Raw genomic sequence first — 20,046 nt, forward strand, 5'->3', positions numbered from 1 at the left:
GTTCCGGACCCGACGCCATGACCCCAGTTGATACTGTTTCAGTGACGCCAGCACCGTTCGGCATCTTGCCGGACGGCCAGCCCGTGACGGTCTTTACCCTGAGGAACCGCCAGGGCATGCAAGTCAAAGTGCTCGACTTTGGGGCCATCATCAGCGCAATCCATGTGCCGGACCGCGACGGCCACTTTGCCGACGTGGTGCTGGGATTCGAGCGCATCGAGCCGTATCTGCACAACGGCGCTTTCCTGGGCGCCGTCATCGGCCGCTACGGCAACCGCATCGCGCAGGGACGTTTCAGTCTCGACGGCAAGGATTACCAGCTGGCCGTCAACAATGCGCCGAATCACTTGCATGGCGGCAACCAGGGCTTTCACCAGGTGATGTGGCAGGCCGCGCCGTTCACGAACGATGACGCCGTGGGCATCACGTTCACGCGCAGCAGCCCGCACGGTGAAGATGGCTACCCGGGCAAGCTCGACGTGACGCTGACCTATGAACTGGACGACGACAACGCGCTGAGCCTGCGTTACCACGCCGTGACGGACCAGGCCACGCCGATCAACCTGACCAACCACAGCTATTTCAACCTGGCGGGGCAGGACAGTATCCTTGGCCATGAGGTGACGATCAACGCGGACCGCTACCTGCCCGTCGATGCGGGATCGATACCCACGGGCGAACTGGCGGACGTGTCCGGCACGCCGTTCGACTTGCGCCAGAGTACCGTCATTGGCGACAGCATCGATGTGCCGCATGAACAGCTGCGCATCGGGCGCGGTTACGACCATAACTTTGTGCTCAATCAACAGCCGGAGCAAAGGTTGAAGCTGGCCGCCATGGTGCGCGAGCCCGTTTCGGGGCGGGTGATGCAGGTGTACACGCAGGAGCCCGGTGTGCAGTTTTATTCGGGCAATTTCCTCGACGGCAGCCAGCACGGCAAGCTGCGCGCCCACAGTTATCGCGGCGCGCTGTGCCTGGAAACCCAGCATTTCCCGGATTCGCCGAACCAGTCCCACTTCCCCAGCACCATCTTGCGTCCGGGTCAGGTGTATCAGACGGAAACGGTATATCGGTTTTCCGCAGAATAATCGTTTAACCCCAAACGAAATCTGGGGTCGTACCCTTAGGGTACGACCCCGGCCTTTGCTGGGGTAACGCGGACTGAAAACCTTCCACGCCCTGCCGCCATGCGCCCGCAGGGCGTTTTCATTGGCGCATGCTGATACCGTTTTCGATATCGGAACGCATTAAAAATTGATTGGAAAGGCATGGCAGGATTCTTTAGTATTCCAACATCGCTGCCCGGGCCGACGACCTTAGATCCGGCATGGCACAACCAGGAGAATGGCATGTCTGAGACAAAAAAGAAGGTGGCCCTGCGCTCGGCCGAGTGGTTCGGCTCGCAGGACAAGAATGGCTTCATGTACCGCAGCTGGATGAAAAACCAGGGCATACCTGACCACGAATTTCATGGCAAGCCCATCATCGGCATCTGCAATACCTGGTCCGAACTGACCCCCTGCAATGCGCATTTCCGCCAGCTGGCCGAACACGTCAAGCGCGGTATCCTGGAAGCGGGCGGTTTCCCCGTGGAATTCCCCGTCTTCTCGAACGGCGAATCGAATCTGCGCCCCACCGCCATGCTGACGCGCAACCTAGCCTCGATGGACGTGGAAGAATCGATCCGCGGCAATCCGATGGACGCCGTCGTGCTGCTGGTCGGCTGCGACAAGACCACGCCGGCGCTGCTGATGGGCGCGGCCAGCGTCGACATTCCCACCATCGTCGTCAGCGGCGGCCCCATGCTGAACGGCAAGCTGAACGGCAAAGATATCGGTTCCGGCACGGCCGTGTGGCAGTTGCACGAGCAGATGAAGGCCGGATCGATCACCTTGCACCAGTTCATGTCGGCCGAATCGGGCATGTCGCGCTCGGCCGGTACCTGTAACACCATGGGCACGGCTTCGACGATGGCCAGCATGGCCGAAGCGCTGGGCACCTCGTTGCCGCACAACGCGGCCATCCCCGCCGTCGATTCGCGCCGCTACGTGCTGGCGCACATGTCGGGCATCCGCATCGTTGAAATGGTGCATGAAGACCTGCGCCTGTCGAAAGTGCTGACGCGCGAGGCGTTTGAAAACGCCATCAAGGTCAACGCCGCCATCGGCGGTTCGACCAATGCCGTGATCCACCTGAAAGCGATTGCCGGGCGCATCGGCGTGCCGCTGGAGCTGGAAGACTGGACCAAGGTAGGCCGCGGCACGCCGACCATCGTCGACTTGCTGCCGTCGGGCCGTTTCCTGATGGAAGAGTTTTACTACGCGGGCGGCTTGCCGGCCGTGATACGCCGCCTGGGCGAGGGCGATTTGTTGCCACATAAAAATGCGCTGACCGTCAACGGCAAGTCGATCTGGGACAACTGCGTCGAAGCGCCGATCTACAACGATGAAGTGGTGCGCACCCTGGACAACCCGCTGCTGGCCGATGGCGGCATTTGCGTGTTGCGCGGCAACCTGGCGCCACGCGGCGCCGTCTTGAAACCGTCGGCCGCCTCGCCGCATCTGATGCAGCATCGGGGCAAGGCCGTCGTCTTCGAAGACTTTGAACATTACAAATCGCGCATCCTCGATCCGGACCTTGATGTCGATGCCGACTCCGTGCTGGTGATGAAAAATTGCGGCCCGAAAGGTTATCCGGGCATGGCCGAAGTGGGCAACATGGGCTTGCCGCCGAAACTGCTGGCGCAGGGCATCACCGACATGGTGCGCATCTCGGATGCGCGCATGAGCGGCACCGCCTACGGCACCGTCGTGCTGCACGTGGCGCCGGAAGCGATGGCCGGCGGCCCGCTGGGCATTGTGCGCGATGGCGACATGATCGCCCTCGATTGCCACGCCGGCAGCCTGAACATCGACATCAGCGACGCGGAAATCGCCGAGCGCCTGGCGAAGCGCGAGCTGGGCAGCGCGCCCGGACCGAAGAGCGGCTACCAGCAGCTGTATATCGAACACGTGTTGCAGGCCGACGAAGGCTGCGATTTCGACTTCCTGGTCGGCAATCGCGGTTCCGCCGTGCCGCGCCACTCACATTAAGCGGAGACCATTATGCTGTTGCTGCAATTTATGAATGAACATGGCGGCCGCCTCGTCGGCCTGCTGCAAGACGACGTCATCCGCGTCATCGAAGGCTACAACACGACGTATGCGCTGGCGCAAGACGCCATCCGCAAAAAGGTCAGCCTGGCGGAGCTGGTCAACGCCACCGTCGGCAACACCACGCATGCCTATGCGGACGTGGCCGCTGCCGGGCGTGTGTTGCCTCCGCTCGACCACGCCGATGAAGCGCACTGCTACGTGACGGGCACGGGCCTGACCCACCTGGGCAGCGCCGGTGCGCGCGACGCCATGCACAAGAAGATCGGCGGCGATGCCGATTCCCTGAGCGACTCGATGAAAATGTTCCGCCTGGGTGTGGAGGGCGGCAAGCCGGCCGATGGCACGGCCGGCGCCCAGCCAGAATGGTTCTATAAAGGCGATGGCTCCATCGTGCGCGCCAGCGGCCAGCCGCTGCGCATGCCGGATTTCGCCCTCGATGGCGGCGAAGAGCCGGAAATCGCCGGCCTGTACGTGATCGGCGACGACGGCCAGCCGTACCGGGTCGGCTACGCCATCGGCAATGAATTCTCGGACCATGTGACGGAACGCCAGAACTATCTGTACCTGGCCCATTCGAAGCTGCGCATGTGCAGCGTGGGACCGGCCCTGCTGGTGGGCGAATTGCCCGCGCACATCGCTGGCGCTTCGCGCGTGCTCGATGCGGCCGGCAAGGTGCGCTGGGAAAAGGCCTTTGTCAGCGGCGAAGACAATATGTCGCACACGATTGCCAACCTGGAACACCATCACTTCAAGTATCCGCTGTTCAAGCGCCCTGGCGACGTGCACGTGCATTTCTTCGGCACGGCGACCCTGAGCTTTGCCGATGGCGTAAGCGTGGCGCCGGGCGAAACCTTTGAAATCGAAGCGCCGGCCTTTGGCCCTGCCTTGCGCAACCGCCTCGACGTCTTCCCAACCGAATTTGCGAAAGTGAGCACATTATGAGTTTCAATATCAGCGGTGATGCATTGATCGGCGGCGTCGCCGTCAAGGGCCATGGCGGCTCCTTCGAAGCGTGGGACCCGGCCGCGCGCGCGCACATCGCGCCTGCCTTCCACATGGTTGACGTAGCGCAAATCGACGCGGCTTGCCGCCTGGCGCAAGCCGCGTTCGACCCGTTCCGCGCCACCAGCGATGCGCAGCGTGCCGATTTTCTCGACACCATCGCCGCGCAAATCGGCGAATTGGGCGACGACTTGATCGTGCGCGCCATGACGGAAAGCGGCTTGCCGCGCGCGCGCCTGGAAGGCGAACGTGGCCGCACGGTGGGGCAGTTAAAACTGTTCGCCGGCTTGCTGCGCGAAGGCTCGTGGACCGATGCGCGCATCGATTCGGCTTTGCCCGAGCGCACGCCGCCGCGTCCTGACTTGCGCTTGCGCATGATCGGCCTGGGCCCCGTCGCCGTGTTTGCGGCCAGTAACTTCCCGCTGGCCTTCTCGGTGGCTGGCGGCGATACGGCCTCGGCCCTGGCTGCCGGCTGCCCTGTCGTGCTGAAAGCCCACTCGGCCCACCCTGGCACGTCGGAACTGGTGGCGCGCGCCATCGTCAAAGCCATCGCGATTTGCCAGCTGCCGGCAGGCGTGTTCGCCTTGCTGACAGGCACGGGTAATGGCATCGGCCAGGCCCTGGTGGCCCATCCGGCCATCCAGGCTGTCGGTTTTACGGGTTCGCGTTCGGGCGGCATCGCCCTGATGAAGGTGGCGGCGGAACGTGCGCAACCGATACCCGTGTATGCGGAAATGAGCAGCATCAACCCCGTGTTCGTGCTGCCGCAAGCCTTGGCCGCCCGTGGCGCAGCCATTGCCAGCGGCTTTGCCGCTTCGCTGACGATGGGCGTGGGCCAGTTCTGCACCAATCCCGGCCTCGTGCTGGGCCTGGAAGGCGCTGACTTTACGGCGTTTGCCGCCGCCGCCGCCGAAGCACTGGCGCCGGCCCCGGCCGCCACCATGTTGACGGCCGGCATCGCCAGCAGCTATGCGAAGGGCGTCGCCGCGCTGGCGCAGCATGCCGACGTGACACCGCTGGTGCATAACACGGGCGAGGAAGGCAAGGGCGCCGCCGCCCTGTTCGTCACCTCGGGCGAGGCGTTTTTGGCCAGGCACGATCTGCGCGACGAAGTCTTCGGTCCCGCCTCGCTGCTGGTGGCCTGCCGTGACATGCAACAGTTGCTGGCGATCACGGAAAGCCTGGAAGGCCAGCTGACGGCCACCTTGCAGATGGATGCCGGCGACGTGGCAGATGCGCGCCGTTTGCTGCCCGTGCTGGAGCGCCGCGTGGGCCGCATCCTGGCCAACGGTTTCCCGACGGGCGTGGAAGTGTCGACGGCCATGGTGCACGGCGGCCCGTTCCCGGCCACGTCGGACGGCCGCAGCACCTCGGTCGGCACGGCGGCCATCAACCGCTTCCTGCGTCCCGTGTCTTACCAGAACCTGCCGCAAGACTTGCTGCCGGAGTCGCTGCGCGATGATAATCCGCTCAGTATCTGGCGCCGTCACGATGGCGTGCTGGGCAAACGTTAATTACAAAAAATAAAAAATACACAGGCGGAGACAAAATGAAGCAATTGGCGAAATATGGCAGCTTGCAGGGCAAGCGCGTGTTCATCACGGGTGGCGGCAGCGGCATCGGCGAATCTTTGGTGGCGGAGTTTGCCGCCCAGGGCGCGCTGGTGGCGTTTGTCGACATTGCCGTGGAAGCGAGCGAGGCCTTGTGCCGCCGCCTGGCCGAAGCGGGCCTGACGGCGCCCTTGTTCCGCCATTGCGACATCACGGATATTGCATCGCTGCAAGCCGTCATGGCGGAACTGGCGCAGAAGCTGGGCGACTTCGATATCCTCGTCAACAATGCCGCCAACGACCAGCGCCACCAGGCGCAGGACGTTACCCTGGAATACTGGAACGAGCGTATTGCGATCAATCAGCGCCCGATGTTCTTTACGTGCCAGGCCGTCTTCGAGGGCATGAAGCGCCAGGGCGGCGGTTCCATCATCAACGTCAGCTCGATTTCCTGGCACATGAAGTCGGGCGGCTACCCTGTGTATGCCACCACCAAGGCGGCCGTCGTGGGCCTGACGCGGGGCCTGGCGCGCGATTATGGCGCCCACAATATTCGCGTCAACACGGTTACGCCGGGCTGGGTCATGACGCAGCGCCAGATCGACCTGTGGGTCGACGAGGCGGCGGAAGCGGAAATCAAGAAAAGCCAATGCTTGCCAAGCAAGCTGATGCCACAGGACATCGCCGCCATGGTGCTGTTCCTTGCATCGGACGACGGCGCGATGTGTTCCAGTCAGGAATTCATCGTCGATGCCGGCTGGGTGTAAGCGCCCCCGCGCCGTTTATTCGCGCCGGCACTGACCGGCAACTCCGATCTTGAAACACCGCTCTTGCCGCCCCAACCCCGCGGCAGGAGAGGCATCGCCATTCCATCGCCGGGTTGACCCCGGCCCTTGCTTTTCACTCAAAAACAGGAGACAGCATGAAATTCATCCATACCAGCATCGTGGCCTTGAGCCTCGTCGCCGGCAGCGCCTTTGCCGCGCCCGTCAGTGTCACCATCGACGTGGCCAGGCCCGGTCCCGTGATCAACAAGAACGTCTACGGCCAGTTCGCCGAGCACCTGGGGACCGGTATTTACGAAGGCATGTGGGTGGGGCCGGAGTCCAGCATTCCCAACACCAAAGGCTGGCGCAACGACGTGCTGGGCGCGCTGAAACAGTTGCACGTGCCGCTGGTGCGCTGGCCGGGCGGCTGCTTTGCCGATGAATACCACTGGAAGGACGGCATCGGCGCGCGCGCGCAGCGTCCGACCAAGGTCAACACCAACTGGGGTGGTGTGGAAGAGTCGAATGCCGTCGGCACGCATGAATTCTTCGACCTGGCGGAATTGCTGGGGGCGCAAACCTATATCAACGGCAACCTCGGTTCCGGCACGCCACAGGAAATGTCCGAGTGGCTCGAATACATGACCTCGGACAGCAAGTCGACCCTGGCCGAGCTGCGCCGCAAGAATGGCCGCGCGCAGCCGTACAAGGTCGATTACTTTGGCATTGGCAACGAAGCCTGGGGTTGCGGCGGCAATATGCGCCCGCAGTACTACGCCGACCTGTACAAGCACTATCACACCTTCATGAAGACGCCGGAAAGCGCGCGCCCGAAATTCATCGCCAGCGGCGGCAATGACGACGACATCAGCTGGTCCGGCACGCTGAGCCGCGAGATCAAGCCGAACATGATGGATGCCATCAGTTTCCACTACTACACGGTGCCGACCGGCGTGTGGGAAAAGAAGGGCGCGGCCACGGGCTTTGGTGAAAATGAGTGGATTTCCACCTTGAGCCGCACGTTGCGCATCGATAGCTTGATCAAGAACAATCTCGCCGCCATCGACAAGAACGATCCCTCGAAAAAGACGGGCTTGTACGTCGACGAATGGGGTACCTGGTACGACGTGGAGCCGGGCACCAACACGGGCTTCTTGTTCCAGCAAAACAGCTTGCGCGATGCGCTCGTCGCGGCCCTGAATTTCAATATTTTCCACCAACACGCGGACCGCGTGCGCATGACGAATATCGCGCAAATGGTCAACGTGCTGCAAGCGATGATCATCACGGACAAGGACAAATATTTCCTTACCCCCACGTATCATGCATTTGAAATGTACGTGCCGTTCCAGGACGCCACCTCGCTGCCGGTGGCCATCGCTGGCAATGGCAAATACAGCCTGGGCAAGGTCAGCATTCCCGAAGTGAGCGCCTCGGCCGCGCGCGCCAAGGATGGCAAGGTGTACTTGTCGCTGGTCAACACGAACCCGCACAAGGCCGTCGACGTGAGCGTGGCGCTGGCAGGCAAGCAAGTGGCCAGCGTGACGGGCCGTGTGTTGACCGCCGGCAAGATGGATGCCGTCAACAGCTTTGCGCAACCGCAAGCCGTGCAGCCGGTGGCGTTCAATGCCAAGGCGCAAGGCGGCAAGCTGACCGTGTCGGTGCCGGCCAAGGCCGTGGTGGTGGTGGCCGTCGAATAAACGCCTGGCTTCCTGCTGTCTACTCTGTGCCGGTGCGGGAGCTTTCCCGCGCCGGCCAGCCGCATCGTGCTGCACGTTGTAGAGAAAGTATTCCATGAACAGAAGAGAAGCTGTGCTGGCGCTGGGTAGCGCCATGGCCCTGGCCGCCTGTGGCGGTGGTTCGTCCGATAGCGCGCCTGTCGTCTCCGTCACGCCGCCCGTGGTGCCGCCGGTCGTCCCTCCCGCTGTCGTTCCACCAGTACAAGGCGCCATCACTTTTAGCAATGCCTCCGTGCACGACCCGTCCGTGATCAAGGTGGCCGGCACCTATTATGTGTTCGGCTCGCACCTGGCGGCTGCCAAATCCACCGACTTGATGAACTGGACGAAGATGGCCGACGGCGTCAATGCCAGCAACCCCCTGTTCAACAATGTGGTCACCAGCCTGGCCGACACCTTTGCCTGGTCCCAAGTGACGGGCCTGTGGGCGCCCGACGTGATCGCGCTCGACAATGGCAAGTTCGCCATGTACTACAACAGCTGCAAGGGCGATTCGCCCCGTTCCGCCATGGGCCTGGCCCTGGCGGACAAAGTGGAAGGCCCATATGTCAATCAGAAGATTTTCCTGAAATCGGGCATGTGGGGCCAGATCAGCGAGGATGGCGTGACTATCTACGATGCGCTGACGCAACCGAACGTGGTCGACCCGAACACCTTCCGCGACGCTGCCGGCAAGCTGTGGATGACCTACGGTTCGTATTCGGGCGGCATCTTCATCCTCGCCATGGACCCGGCCACGGGCTTGCCTGTCGCGGGGCAGGGCTATGGCAAGCACGTGATCGGCGGCAACCATAGCCGCATCGAGGGCGCCTACGTGCTGTACAGCCCGCAAACGCAGTATTACTACCTGTTTACGTCGTTTGGCGGCCTGGATGCCAACGGCGCCTACAATATGCGCGTGGCCCGTTCGCGCGCGCCGGACGGCCCGTACGTGGATGGCAAGGGCAACGATATGCGCCAGGTCAAGTCCAACCCCGCCTTGCCCCTGTTCGACGACGCCAGCATCGCACCCTTTGGCCAGAAGCTGATGGGCAACCATCAATTCGCGCTGACCGCTGGCGAGACGGGCACGCCGCTGGGATATGTGTCGCCAGGACACAATTCGGCGGTATACGATGCCGCCACGCAGCAGTATTTCCTGATCTTCCATACGCGCTTCCCGAACACGGGCGAGTTGCACGAGATCCGCGTGCACGAATTGTTCATGAATGGCGATGGCTGGCTGGTGGCGGCGCCATTCCGTTATGTGCCATTGAGTCGCAGCGCCACGCCGCTGGCGGCGCAAGTGGTGGCAGCGGACGTGGCGGGCAGCTATCAATTGGTGAATCATGGCAAGGATATTTCCACGGTGCTCAAGCTGTCGCAATCCATCAATTTGCTGGCGGACGGCACCATCACGGGCGCGCAGGTGGGGAGCTGGATACACCAGGGCAACAATCTGATCGCCATTACCCTGGTGTCCGGCGGCCTGTTCCATGGCGTGCTGTCGCGCCAGTGGAATGGCAATGCCGGCACCTTTGTCGTCACGTTCACGGTGCAGTCCGCCGATGGCGTGTCGCTGTGGGGCGCCCGCACGGGCAACTAACAAGTCAAAGTCAAAGGAAAACAATGATGCAAACGCTCAAGCGCGGCCTGGCCGCTGTTACCGCCACCTTGCTGGCGCTGTCCTGCCATGCCGCGCAAGTGAGCGTGCACGACCCCGTGATGGCGAAGGAAGGCGATACGTATTATCTGTACAGCACGGGCCCCGGCATCACCTTCTACAGTTCGAAAAACATGGTCGACTGGCAGCCGGAAGGGCGCGTCTTTGCGGGCCAGCCCACGTGGGCCAAGACAGCCGCTCCCAGCTTTGACGACCATATCTGGGCGCCCGACGTGCAATTTCACGACGGAAAATACTACCTGTATTACTCGGTTTCCGGCTTCGGCAAGAACACGTCCGGCATCGGCGTGACTGTCAATACCACCTTGAATCCCCGCTCGCCCGACTACCGCTGGGTCGACCAGGGCATGTTGCTGCAATCGGTGCCCGAGCGCGACGAGTGGAATGCCATCGATTCGAACATCATCACCGATGCCAAGGGCACGCCGTGGATGTCGTTCGGCTCGTTCTGGAACGGCATCAAGCTGGTGAAACTCAATGCGGACTGGAAAACTATTGCGGAACCGCAAGAGTGGCACTCGCTGGCGCGCCGGGCACCGCTGCCGCCACGCGCGGGCGAATTCAAGCCCGCGCCCGAGGAAATCGAGGCGCCGTTCATCTTCCAGCGCGGCAACGATTACTTCCTGTTCGTCTCGTGGGGCCTGTGTTGCCAGAAAGAAAAAAGCACGTATCACCTGGCAGTGGGCCGCGCCAAGAGCGTGACGGGGCCTTATCTGGACAAGAACGGGCGCGACATGGCGCAGGGCGGCGGCACCGTGGTGCTGCAGGGCGACAAGGATTGGCAAGGCCTGGGCCACAATAGCGCCTACACGTTTGACGGCAAGGATTACCTGGTGCTGCACGCGTATGAGACGGCGGACAATTATTTGCAGAAGCTCAAGATCCTGCCCATGACGTGGGACCAGGAGGGCTGGCCGCAGGTCGATGCGCGCGATTTGAACCGCTATCACAGCCGCGAGCTGCCGGCCGCCAAACCCTGAGGGCGCGCCATGAAAAAGACCTTGTTGACGCTGGCGCTGGCCGCCGGCGGCCTTGTCACGCAGCTACTCCCCGCCGCTGAACTGTTTCCCCTCTCGTCCGTACGCTTGAAAGCGGGACCTTTCCTCGATGCGCAAACGACGGACTTGCATTATTTGCTGGCCTTCGAACCGGACAAATTGCTGGCGCCATTTCGCCGCGAAGCGGGCTTGCCGCAGATCCAGCCCAGCTATGGCAACTGGGAATCGACGGGCCTCGATGGCCACATGGGCGGGCATTACCTGTCCGCGCTGGCCCTGATGGTGGCATCGACGGGCGACGCGCAGGCGCGCGAACGCCTCGACTACATGCTGGCGGAATTGAAGAAATGCCAGGACGCCAACGGTAATGGCTACCTGGGCGGCATCCCCGACGGCAATGCCGCCTGGCAAGCCATTGCCAAGGGAAAACTGCAGGCCGACACCTTCTCCGTCAATGGTCGTTGGGTGCCGTGGTACAACCTGCACAAGGTGTTCGCCGGCTTGCGCGACGCCTACCAGTACGCCGGCAATCTTGAAGCGAAAACCATGCTGATCGCCTTGTCGGACTGGGCCGTGAATCTGTCGGTCTCGCTTACCGATGCACAGATGCAGGCGATGCTGCGCGCCGAGCACGGCGGCATGAATGAAGTGCTGGCCGACGTCTACGCCATGACGGGCGAGCAGAAATACATGGACCTGGCCGTGCGCTTTTCGCACCAGGCCATCCTGCAGCCTCTGGCGCAGCAGCAGGACAAGCTGACGGGCTTGCATGCGAATACGCAAATCCCGAAAGTCATCGGCTTCGAGCGTATCGGTGCATTGACGGGCAGGCGCGACTGGCAGCAGGCGGCGCAATTCTTTTGGCAAACCGTACATGACAAGCGCACGGTGGCCATCGGCGGCAATAGCGTCAAGGAACATTTTCACGACGAGCACGACTTTTCCTCGATGGTGGAAGAGGTCGAAGGGCCGGAAACGTGCAATACCTACAATATGCTCAAGCTCACCGGGCAACTGTTCCGCCGCGATGAGCAGGTGCGCTACGCGGATTACTACGAGCGCGCCCTGTACAACCATATTTTGTCGTCGCAGCGCCCCGGCACGGGCGGTTTTGTGTATTTCACGCCCATGCGCCCGAATCACTACCGCGTGTATTCGCAGGTGGACAAGGGCATGTGGTGCTGCGTGGGTTCCGGCATCGAGAGCCAGGCCAAATATGGCGAGTTCATCTACGCGCATGAAGGTGACGCCCTGTACGTGAACCTGTTCATGGCCTCCACGCTCGATTGGAAAGAGCAGGGTGTCAGGATTATCCAGAGCACGCAATTCCCCGACCAGGACACGACGCGCATCACCGTGCAGGGAAATAAGACGTTCAGCATGAAGATCCGCTACCCGCAGTGGGTAGCCAAAGGCAAGCTGCGCCTGAAGCTCAATGGCAAGGCCATGCGCGTGAACGGCGCCCCCGGCGAATACGTGACGATCACGCGCGCCTGGAAAGTGGGCGACACCGTGGACGTGACCCTGCCGATGACGACGCGCCTGGAGCAGATGCCGGACCAGTCGAATTACTATGCCGTGCTGCATGGCCCCATCGTGCTGGCCGCCAAGACGCAGCCGTTCGCGAATGAACAACTGAACTATTTTGCCGACGATTCGCGCATGGGCCATATCGCCCAGGGGCAAGTCTGTCCGCTGGAATCGTCGCCGCTGTTCGTCAGCGATGAGAAGGATTTCATGCGGAGAATCCGCCCCGTGAACGGCCAGCCGCTGACGTTCACGGCGCCCGGGCTGATCCAGGGCAAGGATGCGGCGAAGATAAAACTGATCCCGTTCTTCCGCCTGCATGACTCTCGCTACATGCTGTACTGGCCCGTATCCACGACCGCCAGCCTGGCGCAGCTGCAGGAAACCACCCGGCAAGCCGAGGCGCAGCGCCTGGCGCTCGATGCGCTCACCATCGACCAGGTGGCGCCCGGACAACAGCAGCCCGAGTCCGACCACAACTTCCAGGCCGAGGGGGGAGAAAACGGCGTCAACAAGGGCAGGCACTGGCGCCATGCCACGGGCTGGTTCAGCTATGAACTGAGCGACCCGCAAGGTGCAGCGGCGATATTGCGCCTGACTCTGTCCACCCTGGACGCGGGCCGCGTCTTCGACGTCTTGATCAACGGCTTCAAGGTCGAGACCATTGCCGTGGCGGCCGATGCGCCGCAAGAGCTGCATACGGTGGATGTGGCCTTGCCTGCCGAGCTGGTCAAAGCGGCCAAGGGCAAATTGCGCGTGAAATTTGTCGCCGGCAAGAATTCCGTGGCGGGCGGCCTGTACGGGCTGCGCCTGCTGCGCTGACGGGAGGCAGGAAGCTAGGCGACCATCCGGTGATACGCAAATCGGTATCGCAAGCGAAAAAGAATTGATTGGATGGCTATGTTGCTTTCTCCTACCATGGGTTCATAAAAAACCGCCCATCCTGCATCCGGCTGTGATGGTATTCCAAAAAAAACTGGAGACAAGAATGAAATTGACACGCCGCACACTCCTCGCCAGCGCCATGTTGTTGGCACTGTCCGCTACTTCTTCCGCCTTCGCCGCCAAGCCCCTCGTCATGGGCTTTTCGCAGGTAGGCGCCGAGAGCGAATGGCGCACCGCCAATACCGTCTCCATCAAGGAGGCCGCCAAGAAAGATGGCGTCACCCTGAAATTTGCCGATGCCCAGCAAAAGCAGGAAAACCAAGTCAAGGCCCTGCGCTCGTTCATCGCGCAAAAAGTCGACGTGATCGCCTTCTCGCCGGTCGTCGAATCGGGCTGGGATACGGTGCTGCGCGAAGCCAAGGCTGCCAAGATTCCCGTCATTTTGACGGACCGCGCCGTCAACGTGGCCGATAAATCGCTGTACGTGACCTTCATCGGTTCCGACTTCGTGGAAGAGGGCCGCCGCGCGGGCCAATGGCTGCTCGAGCACGCCAAGAAAACCCCGGATGCCACCTTGAATATCGTCGAACTGCAGGGCACGGTCGGTTCCGCGCCCGCCATCGACCGCAAGGCGGGCTTCCTGGAAGTGGTGGGCAAGAATCCGAAGATGAAGATCATCCGTTCGCAAACGGGCGACTTTACGCGCGCCAAGGGCAAGGAAGTGATGGAAGCGTTCCTGAAAGCCGAAGGCAAGAAGATCAACGTGCTGTACGCGCACAATGACGACATGGCCATCGGCGCCATCCAGGCCATCGAAGAAGCGGGCATGAAGCCGGGCAAGGACATCATCATCATCTCGATCGATGGCGTGAAAGGCGCGTTCGAAGCGATGATCGCTGGCAAGCTGAACGTCACCGTGGAATGCAGCCCGCTGCTGGGCCCGCAACTGATGTCCATCGCCCGCGATGTGGTGGCCGGTAAACCCGTGCCAGCGCGCATCACGACGGTGGAGAACGTGTTCCCTGCCGAGGTGGCCGCCAAGGAATTTCCGAACCGTAAGTACTAAGCTTGCCGCATGATGAAGACGCAAGCGCATCACACGGCCGCGCCAGCTCCCTTGCTGGAGTTGCGCGGCATCAGTAAAGCCTTCCCCGGCGTCAAAGCCCTCAGCGATGTTGCCCTGCGCCTGTATCCGGGCGAAGTGCACACCTTGATGGGACAAAACGGCGCCGGAAAGTCGACCCTGATCAAGGTGCTGACGGGCGTCTACACGCCCGACAGCGGCCAGATCCTGTTTGACGGCAAGCCCATCGCCCCCGCCTCCACCTCGGACGCGCAGGCGCTGGGCATCAGCACCGTGTACCAGGAAGTCAATCTGTGCCCGAACCTGTCGGTGGCGGAAAACATTTTTATCGGCCGCTACCCGCGCCGCTTTGGCGCGCGGTTTGGCCCCATAGACTGGCGTTCCATGCAGCAACAGGCGCGTGCCTTGCTGCAGCAATTGCAGATCGATATCGATGTCACGGCGCAATTGTCCAGCTTTCCGCTGGCGATCCAGCAAATGGTGGCCATTTCGCGCGCGCTGAATATTTCGGCCCGCGTGCTGATCCTCGACGAACCTACGTCCAGCCTCGATGAGGCGGAAGTCAATCTGCTGTTTTCCGTGCTGCGCCGCCTGCGCGAGCAGGGCATGGCGATTCTGTTCGTCACCCACTTTCTCGACCAGACCTACGCCATCTCCGACCGCATCACCGTCATGCGCAATGGCGAGCGCGAAGGGGAATATGCGTGCAGCGAACTGTCGCGCCTGGCGCTGGTGAACAAGATGATCGGTGTGGCGGCCGACACGCAGGAGCAAGCGCTGGACCTGGCGCACGAAGCGGACGCGGCCAGCTTTGGCCCGACTGTGCTCGAAGCGCAAGGACTGGGCCGCAAGGGTGCCTTGCTGCCCATGGATTTCCACATCCGCCAGGGTGAATTGCTGGGCCTGGCCGGCTTGCTGGGGTCCGGTCGCACGGAACTGGCGCGCTTGCTGTTCGGCGCCGACAAGGCCGATTCCGGCTCCATCACCATGCAAGGCCAGCCGTGCCAGTTCCACGTGCCGCGCGACGCGATTGCGCGCGATATCGGCTTTTGCTCGGAAGACCGCAAGCACGAGGGCGCGATTTTGTCGCTGTCCGTGCGCGAAAACATTATTTTAGCCTTGCAAGCCCGCACGGGTTTGCTGCGCGCCATCCCGTTCAAACGCCAGCAGGCGCTGGCCGATGAGTACGTCAAGGCGCTGGGCATCAAGACGGCCAGTATCGAAACGCCGATCGGCAGCTTGTCCGGCGGCAATCAGCAAAAGGCCTTGCTGGCGCGCTGGCTGGTGACCTCGCCCGCCATGCTGATCCTGGACGAACCCACGCGCGGCATCGACGTGCGCGCCAAGCAGGAAATCATGAGTTATGTGAGCAAACTGTGCCGCAAGGGCATGGCGATTTTGTTCATCTCGTCCGAATTGCCGGAAGTGCTGCGCTGCAGCGACCGTATTCTGGTCATGCGCGACCGCAAGGCTTGCGGCGACTATGCGCGCGGCGAGCTCGATGACAGTTCCGTGCTGCAAGTGATCGCCGGAGACGCCACATGAGTTTATCCACACCCTCCAGCGTGCCCTTGGCGCGCCCGGCTTTTTTTACGGGGAATACCGTCTTGCATCACCCTTTGAGCAGGCCCCTGGCCGCGCTGTTCTTGCTGCTGCTGGTCGACTTCTTCGCCATCCCCGGCTTTTTCCATCTGGAAGTGCGCGACGGTCACCTGTACGGCAGCGTGATCGACATCGTCAACCGCGCGGCGCCCTTGATGCTGGCGGCGCTGGGCATGACCCTGGTGATCGCCACGCGCGGCATCGATATTTCCGTGGGCGCCGTCGTGGCCCTGTCCGGCACCGTGGCCGCCATGCTGATCGGCGGCACCATGGTGATGGACAACGGCGTGCCGACCTACGTGAGCAATATCCCCATGGGCTGGGCCCTGGCGGCCGCCCTGGGCGCGGCCCTGCTGTGCGGCGCCTGGAATGGCGTGCTGGTGGCCGGTCTTGGCTTGCAGCCCATCGTCGCGACATTGATACTGATGGTGGCGGGGCGCGGCCTGGCGCAACTGCTGACGGATGGCCAGATCGTCACCGTCTACTATCAGCCTTACTTCTTCATCGGCAGCGGTTATTTGTTCGGCTTGCCGTTTTCGCTGTTCCTCGTCGCTGCCGTGTTCATTATCACGGCCGTGCTGATGCGGAAAACCGCTTTGGGCCTGTTCATCCAGGCCGTCGGCATCAACCCCGTCGCCGCGCGCCTGGCCGGCATCAGGACGGCGACCTTGATCTTTTTCGTCTACGTGTTTTGCGCCGCCTGCGCGGGCCTGTCGGGGTTGATGATCAGCTCGAACATCAAGAGCGCGGACGCCAACAATGCGGGCCTGATGCTGGAACTCGATGCCATCCTGGCCGTCACTCTGGGCGGCACGTCTCTGGCGGGCGGCAAGTTCAGCTTAGTCGGCAGCATGATCGGCGCGCTCATCATCCAGACCCTGACCTACACGATCTATTCGCTGGGCGTGCCGCCCGAGGTGAACATGGTCGTCAAGTCGGTCGTCGTGTTCCTCGTCTGCCTGTCGCAATCGTCGGAATTCAAGCAATTGCTGCATCGGAGAAAAGCATGAAGGGCTTGCTGCACACCCCGTATTTCACCTCGCTCGTCACCGTGCTGTTGCTGGTGGTGATGCTGGGCCTGGGCGGCGCCGCCTATCCGGGCCTGCTGTCGACGCAAGTGATCTTTAACCTGTTGATCGATAACGCCTTTTTGCTGGTGATCGCCGTCGGCATGACTTTCGTGATCGTTTCCGGCGGCATCGATCTGTCGGTCGGCTCCGTGCTGGCCCTGTCGACCATGATCGCCGCCTGGCTGCTCAACGTGGCGCACTGGCCCCCAATCTTGGTGATCGTCACCGTGCTGGCGCTGGGCGCCGTGTTTGGCGCTAGCATGGGCGCGCTGATCCATTATTTCAAGTTGCAGCCCTTCATCGTGACCCTGGCCGGCATGTTTCTGGCGCGGGGGCTGTGCTACTTGATCAGCATCAATTCCATCACCATCACTGACCCGCTGTTCGTGGCCATGTCGCAGACGCAATTGCAATTTCTTGGCGGTTTTGTCTCGCCCGGCGTGGTGATCGCCGTGGTCACTTTGCTGCTGGCCATCTGGCTGGCGCACGCCACGCCGTTCGGCCGCGCCGTGTATGCGATCGGCGGCAATGAACAGTCGGCCCTGATGATGGGGCTGCCCGTGGGGCGCACCAAGGTGCTTATCTATGCCTTCAGCGGCTTTTGCGCGTCCCTGGGCGGCGTACTGTTTTCGTTCTACATGCTGTCCGGCTATGGCTTGCATGCGCAAGGCACGGAACTGGACGCGATTGCCGCCGTCGTCATCGGCGGCACCCTGCTCAGCGGCGGCTATGGCTACGTGGCCGGTGCTTTGTCCGGCGTGCTGGTGCTCGGTACCATCCAGACCCTGATCGCCTTCGACGGCACGCTCAGCTCGTGGTGGACCAAGATCGTCATCGGCGGCTTGCTGTTCGTCTTTTGTGTCGTGCAAAGACTGATGGCCATGGGCCAGAAACATACCAACGGGAGTTAATTGATGTTGAAGCAGAATAAACGTGCCGCAGCCATCGGCATGGCGGTGGCGCTCGCCTGTATTGCAGTCAATGCGCCGGCGGCCAATCCCATCGTGAAAAATATCTACACGGGCGATCCGGCCGCGCTGGTCGACAATGGCAGGGTCTATCTGTACGTCGGCCACGATGAAGCGAGCGCTACCGACACGGACTATCGGATGAACGAGTGGCGCGTGTATTCCTCGTGCGACATGGCCAACTGGACGGACCACGGCTCGCCCGTGCGCTTTTCCACGTTTGCCTGGGCCGGCAAGGATGCCTGGGCTGGCGACATCGTCAAGCGCGGCAATAAATACTATTTTTACTCGACCGTCGACCATCAAACCATCGCCGGCAAGGCCATCGGCGTGGCCGTCTCGGACAGCCCGACGGGGCCGTTCGTCGACGCGCGCGGCAGTGCTCTGATCACGAACGACATGACGAAACAGACGGCGATCCCGTGGGACGACATCGACCCGGCTGTTTTCATCGACACGGATGGCCAGGCCTACATTTACTGGGGCAACACGGTCTTGAAATACGCCAAGCTGAAAGCCAACATGACGGAGCTCGATGGCCCGATTCTGACCTTCGGCATGGATGCGTTCACGGAAGCGGCGTATATGCACCAGCATGCTGGCACCTACTATTTGTCGTACTCGCGCAACTTCCCCGAAGAAACAGCGTACTCGACGGGCCCCACGCCCACGGGCCCGTGGCATTTCCGCGGCGCCATCATGGACAAGAACGCCGTGGTGAAAACCATCCACCAGGCCATCATCGAGTTCAATGGCAAGTCCTACATCTTCTATCACAACGACAAGTTGCCCGGCGGTGGAGAATACCGGCGTTCCGTGGCCGTGGAAGAGCTGAAATACAAGCCCGACGGCACGATCGAATTCATCCATCAAACGGATGGCCCGGCAGCCAATCCCAGCGCCGCCTGCAAGGCAAGTTAGTACCGGGGTCAGACCCGCCGGGTCTGACCCCAGCCTTTGCTCTTGGGTTTTGAATTGCAAAAAAGGAGACACACCGATATCTGGAATATCGATATTGAGTTAAAACTGATATCGATCATGATATGATTTATTCATGGATACCCTCAACCCCAACTGGTTCTTGCGAGCCCGCCTGAAGACGCGGCAATTGCTGCTGTTGATCGCCCTTGACGAGCAGCGCAACATCCACCGCGCGGCGGAAGAATTGCACATGACGCAGCCGGCCGCGTCCAAGCAAATCAAGGACCTGGAAGAGATGCTCGACGTGCGCCTGTTCGACAGGTTGCCGCGCGGCATGGAGCCGACCATTTACGGCGAAACGATGATACGCCACGCGCGCATGGCCTTGACGAGCCTGTCCCTGGCGCATGACGACATCGTCGCCCTGAAGTCGGGCCTGACGGGCCAGGTGGAAGTGGGCGTCATCATGACACCGGCCATGGCCTTGCTGCCGCGCGCGATTGCCCGCATCAAGCAGCAGGCGCCGCTGATGCGCATCGGCGTGCACCTGGAGCACAGCAATACACTGATGGACATGCTGCAGCACGGCACGCTCGATTTCATGATCGGGCGCATCCTGGAAAAGGAAAGCAGCGCGGGACTCATCTACGAAGAGTTGACGGAAGAGCCAGCCAGCGCCGTGGCGCGCAATGGCCACCCGCTGCTGTCGCGCAAGAATCTGCAATTGAAGGACCTGGCGGGCCAGCCGTGGATCTTGCCGCCGCAAGGCAGCATCCTGCGCCACCGCTTCGACATGATGTTCCGCCGCGCCAGCCTGGAGCCGCCCGTCGACGTCGTCGACACCACCGCCTTGCTGCTGATCACCTCCCTGCTGCAGCAGACGGATTCGCTGCACGTGATGCCGACGGAAGTGGCGCACTACTACGAATCGTTGAACGTGCTGAGCATTTTGCCCATCGAGCTGCCATGCAAGATGGATGCCTTCGGCATCATCCGCCAGCAGGATCATTTGCTGTCGCCGGGGGCGGATATGTTACTGAAAGCTGTGCGGGCCACGGCGGCGGATATGTATTAAACCCAACGGCAAATGCCGGGGTCGTACCCTCAGGGTACGA

General features: G+C 61.9%; 15 protein-coding genes. All 15 read left to right on the forward strand.

Annotated elements, in window-relative coordinates; translation table 11 throughout:
• Positions 1 to 17: 17 nt before the first annotated feature.
• The 15 genes from C8C92_RS02360 to C8C92_RS02430 all read left to right on the forward strand — a co-directional run bounded on the left by C8C92_RS02360 (position 18) and on the right by C8C92_RS02430 (position 20,006).
• Positions 18 to 1,088, forward strand: a complete 1,071-nt coding sequence (locus tag C8C92_RS02360) for an aldose epimerase family protein (protein ID WP_116742929.1) — start codon at positions 18 to 20, stop codon at positions 1,086 to 1,088.
• A 261-nt stretch (positions 1,089 to 1,349) separates the two neighbouring features.
• Positions 1,350 to 3,092: an IlvD/Edd family dehydratase gene (locus C8C92_RS02365; RefSeq protein WP_116742930.1), complete on the forward strand. Its 1,743-nt coding sequence runs from the start codon at positions 1,350 to 1,352 to the stop codon at positions 3,090 to 3,092.
• Between the two features lie 12 nt (positions 3,093 to 3,104).
• A complete protein-coding gene (araD1, locus tag C8C92_RS02370) occupies positions 3,105 to 4,097 on the forward strand; it encodes an AraD1 family protein (protein WP_116742931.1) in 993 nt (330 codons plus the stop codon).
• Positions 4,094 to 5,671, forward strand: coding sequence for an aldehyde dehydrogenase (NADP(+)) (locus C8C92_RS02375; RefSeq protein WP_116742932.1), 1,578 nt, complete (start codon positions 4,094 to 4,096; stop codon positions 5,669 to 5,671). Before araD1 ends, C8C92_RS02375 begins: the two co-directional genes overlap by 4 nt.
• A 35-nt stretch (positions 5,672 to 5,706) precedes the next feature.
• Positions 5,707 to 6,474: an SDR family oxidoreductase gene (locus tag C8C92_RS02380; protein WP_116742933.1), complete on the forward strand. Its 768-nt coding sequence runs from the start codon at positions 5,707 to 5,709 to the stop codon at positions 6,472 to 6,474.
• Between the two features lie 155 nt (positions 6,475 to 6,629).
• Positions 6,630 to 8,174 (forward strand): alpha-L-arabinofuranosidase C-terminal domain-containing protein, encoded by a 1,545-nt coding sequence (locus C8C92_RS02385; protein ID WP_116742934.1) that lies wholly within the window; start codon positions 6,630 to 6,632, stop codon positions 8,172 to 8,174.
• A gap of 94 nt (positions 8,175 to 8,268) precedes the next feature.
• Entirely contained in the window at positions 8,269 to 9,798 is a 1,530-nt protein-coding gene (locus C8C92_RS02390) for a glycoside hydrolase family 43 protein (RefSeq protein WP_243420090.1), read from the forward strand.
• A gap of 23 nt (positions 9,799 to 9,821) precedes the next feature.
• Positions 9,822 to 10,856, forward strand: a complete 1,035-nt coding sequence (locus C8C92_RS02395; protein ID WP_243420091.1) for an arabinan endo-1,5-alpha-L-arabinosidase — start codon at positions 9,822 to 9,824, stop codon at positions 10,854 to 10,856.
• A gap of 9 nt (positions 10,857 to 10,865) precedes the next feature.
• Positions 10,866 to 13,223 carry a glycoside hydrolase family 127 protein gene (locus C8C92_RS02400; RefSeq protein ID WP_116742935.1) on the forward strand — a complete coding sequence of 786 codons (2,358 nt, stop codon included), beginning with the start codon at positions 10,866 to 10,868 and terminating at the stop codon, positions 13,221 to 13,223.
• Between the two features lie 166 nt (positions 13,224 to 13,389).
• The gene (locus C8C92_RS02405) at positions 13,390 to 14,352 is read left to right on the forward strand and encodes an ABC transporter substrate-binding protein (RefSeq protein WP_116742936.1); all 963 of its coding nucleotides are present in this window, start codon (positions 13,390 to 13,392) and stop codon (positions 14,350 to 14,352) included.
• A 9-nt stretch (positions 14,353 to 14,361) separates the two neighbouring features.
• On the forward strand, positions 14,362 to 15,915 hold the full coding sequence (locus tag C8C92_RS02410) for a sugar ABC transporter ATP-binding protein (RefSeq protein WP_243420092.1): 1,554 nt from the start codon (positions 14,362 to 14,364) through the stop codon (positions 15,913 to 15,915).
• A complete protein-coding gene (locus C8C92_RS02415) occupies positions 15,912 to 16,982 on the forward strand; it encodes an ABC transporter permease (protein ID WP_099761060.1) in 1,071 nt (356 codons plus the stop codon). Before C8C92_RS02410 ends, C8C92_RS02415 begins: the two co-directional genes overlap by 4 nt.
• Positions 16,979 to 17,953, forward strand: a complete 975-nt coding sequence (yjfF, locus tag C8C92_RS02420; RefSeq protein ID WP_116742937.1) for a galactofuranose ABC transporter, permease protein YjfF — start codon at positions 16,979 to 16,981, stop codon at positions 17,951 to 17,953. Before C8C92_RS02415 ends, yjfF begins: the two co-directional genes overlap by 4 nt.
• 3 nt (positions 17,954 to 17,956) lie before the next feature.
• The gene (locus C8C92_RS02425) at positions 17,957 to 18,931 is read left to right on the forward strand and encodes a glycoside hydrolase family 43 protein (protein WP_116745820.1); all 975 of its coding nucleotides are present in this window, start codon (positions 17,957 to 17,959) and stop codon (positions 18,929 to 18,931) included.
• Between the two features lie 133 nt (positions 18,932 to 19,064).
• The gene (locus C8C92_RS02430) at positions 19,065 to 20,006 is read left to right on the forward strand and encodes a LysR family transcriptional regulator (RefSeq protein WP_035823672.1); all 942 of its coding nucleotides are present in this window, start codon (positions 19,065 to 19,067) and stop codon (positions 20,004 to 20,006) included.
• The last annotated feature ends 40 nt before the right edge of the window (positions 20,007 to 20,046 follow it).

This window comes from Janthinobacterium sp. 78 (assembly GCF_003096775.1).
Lineage (GTDB): Bacteria > Pseudomonadota > Gammaproteobacteria > Burkholderiales > Burkholderiaceae_D > Janthinobacterium > Janthinobacterium tructae.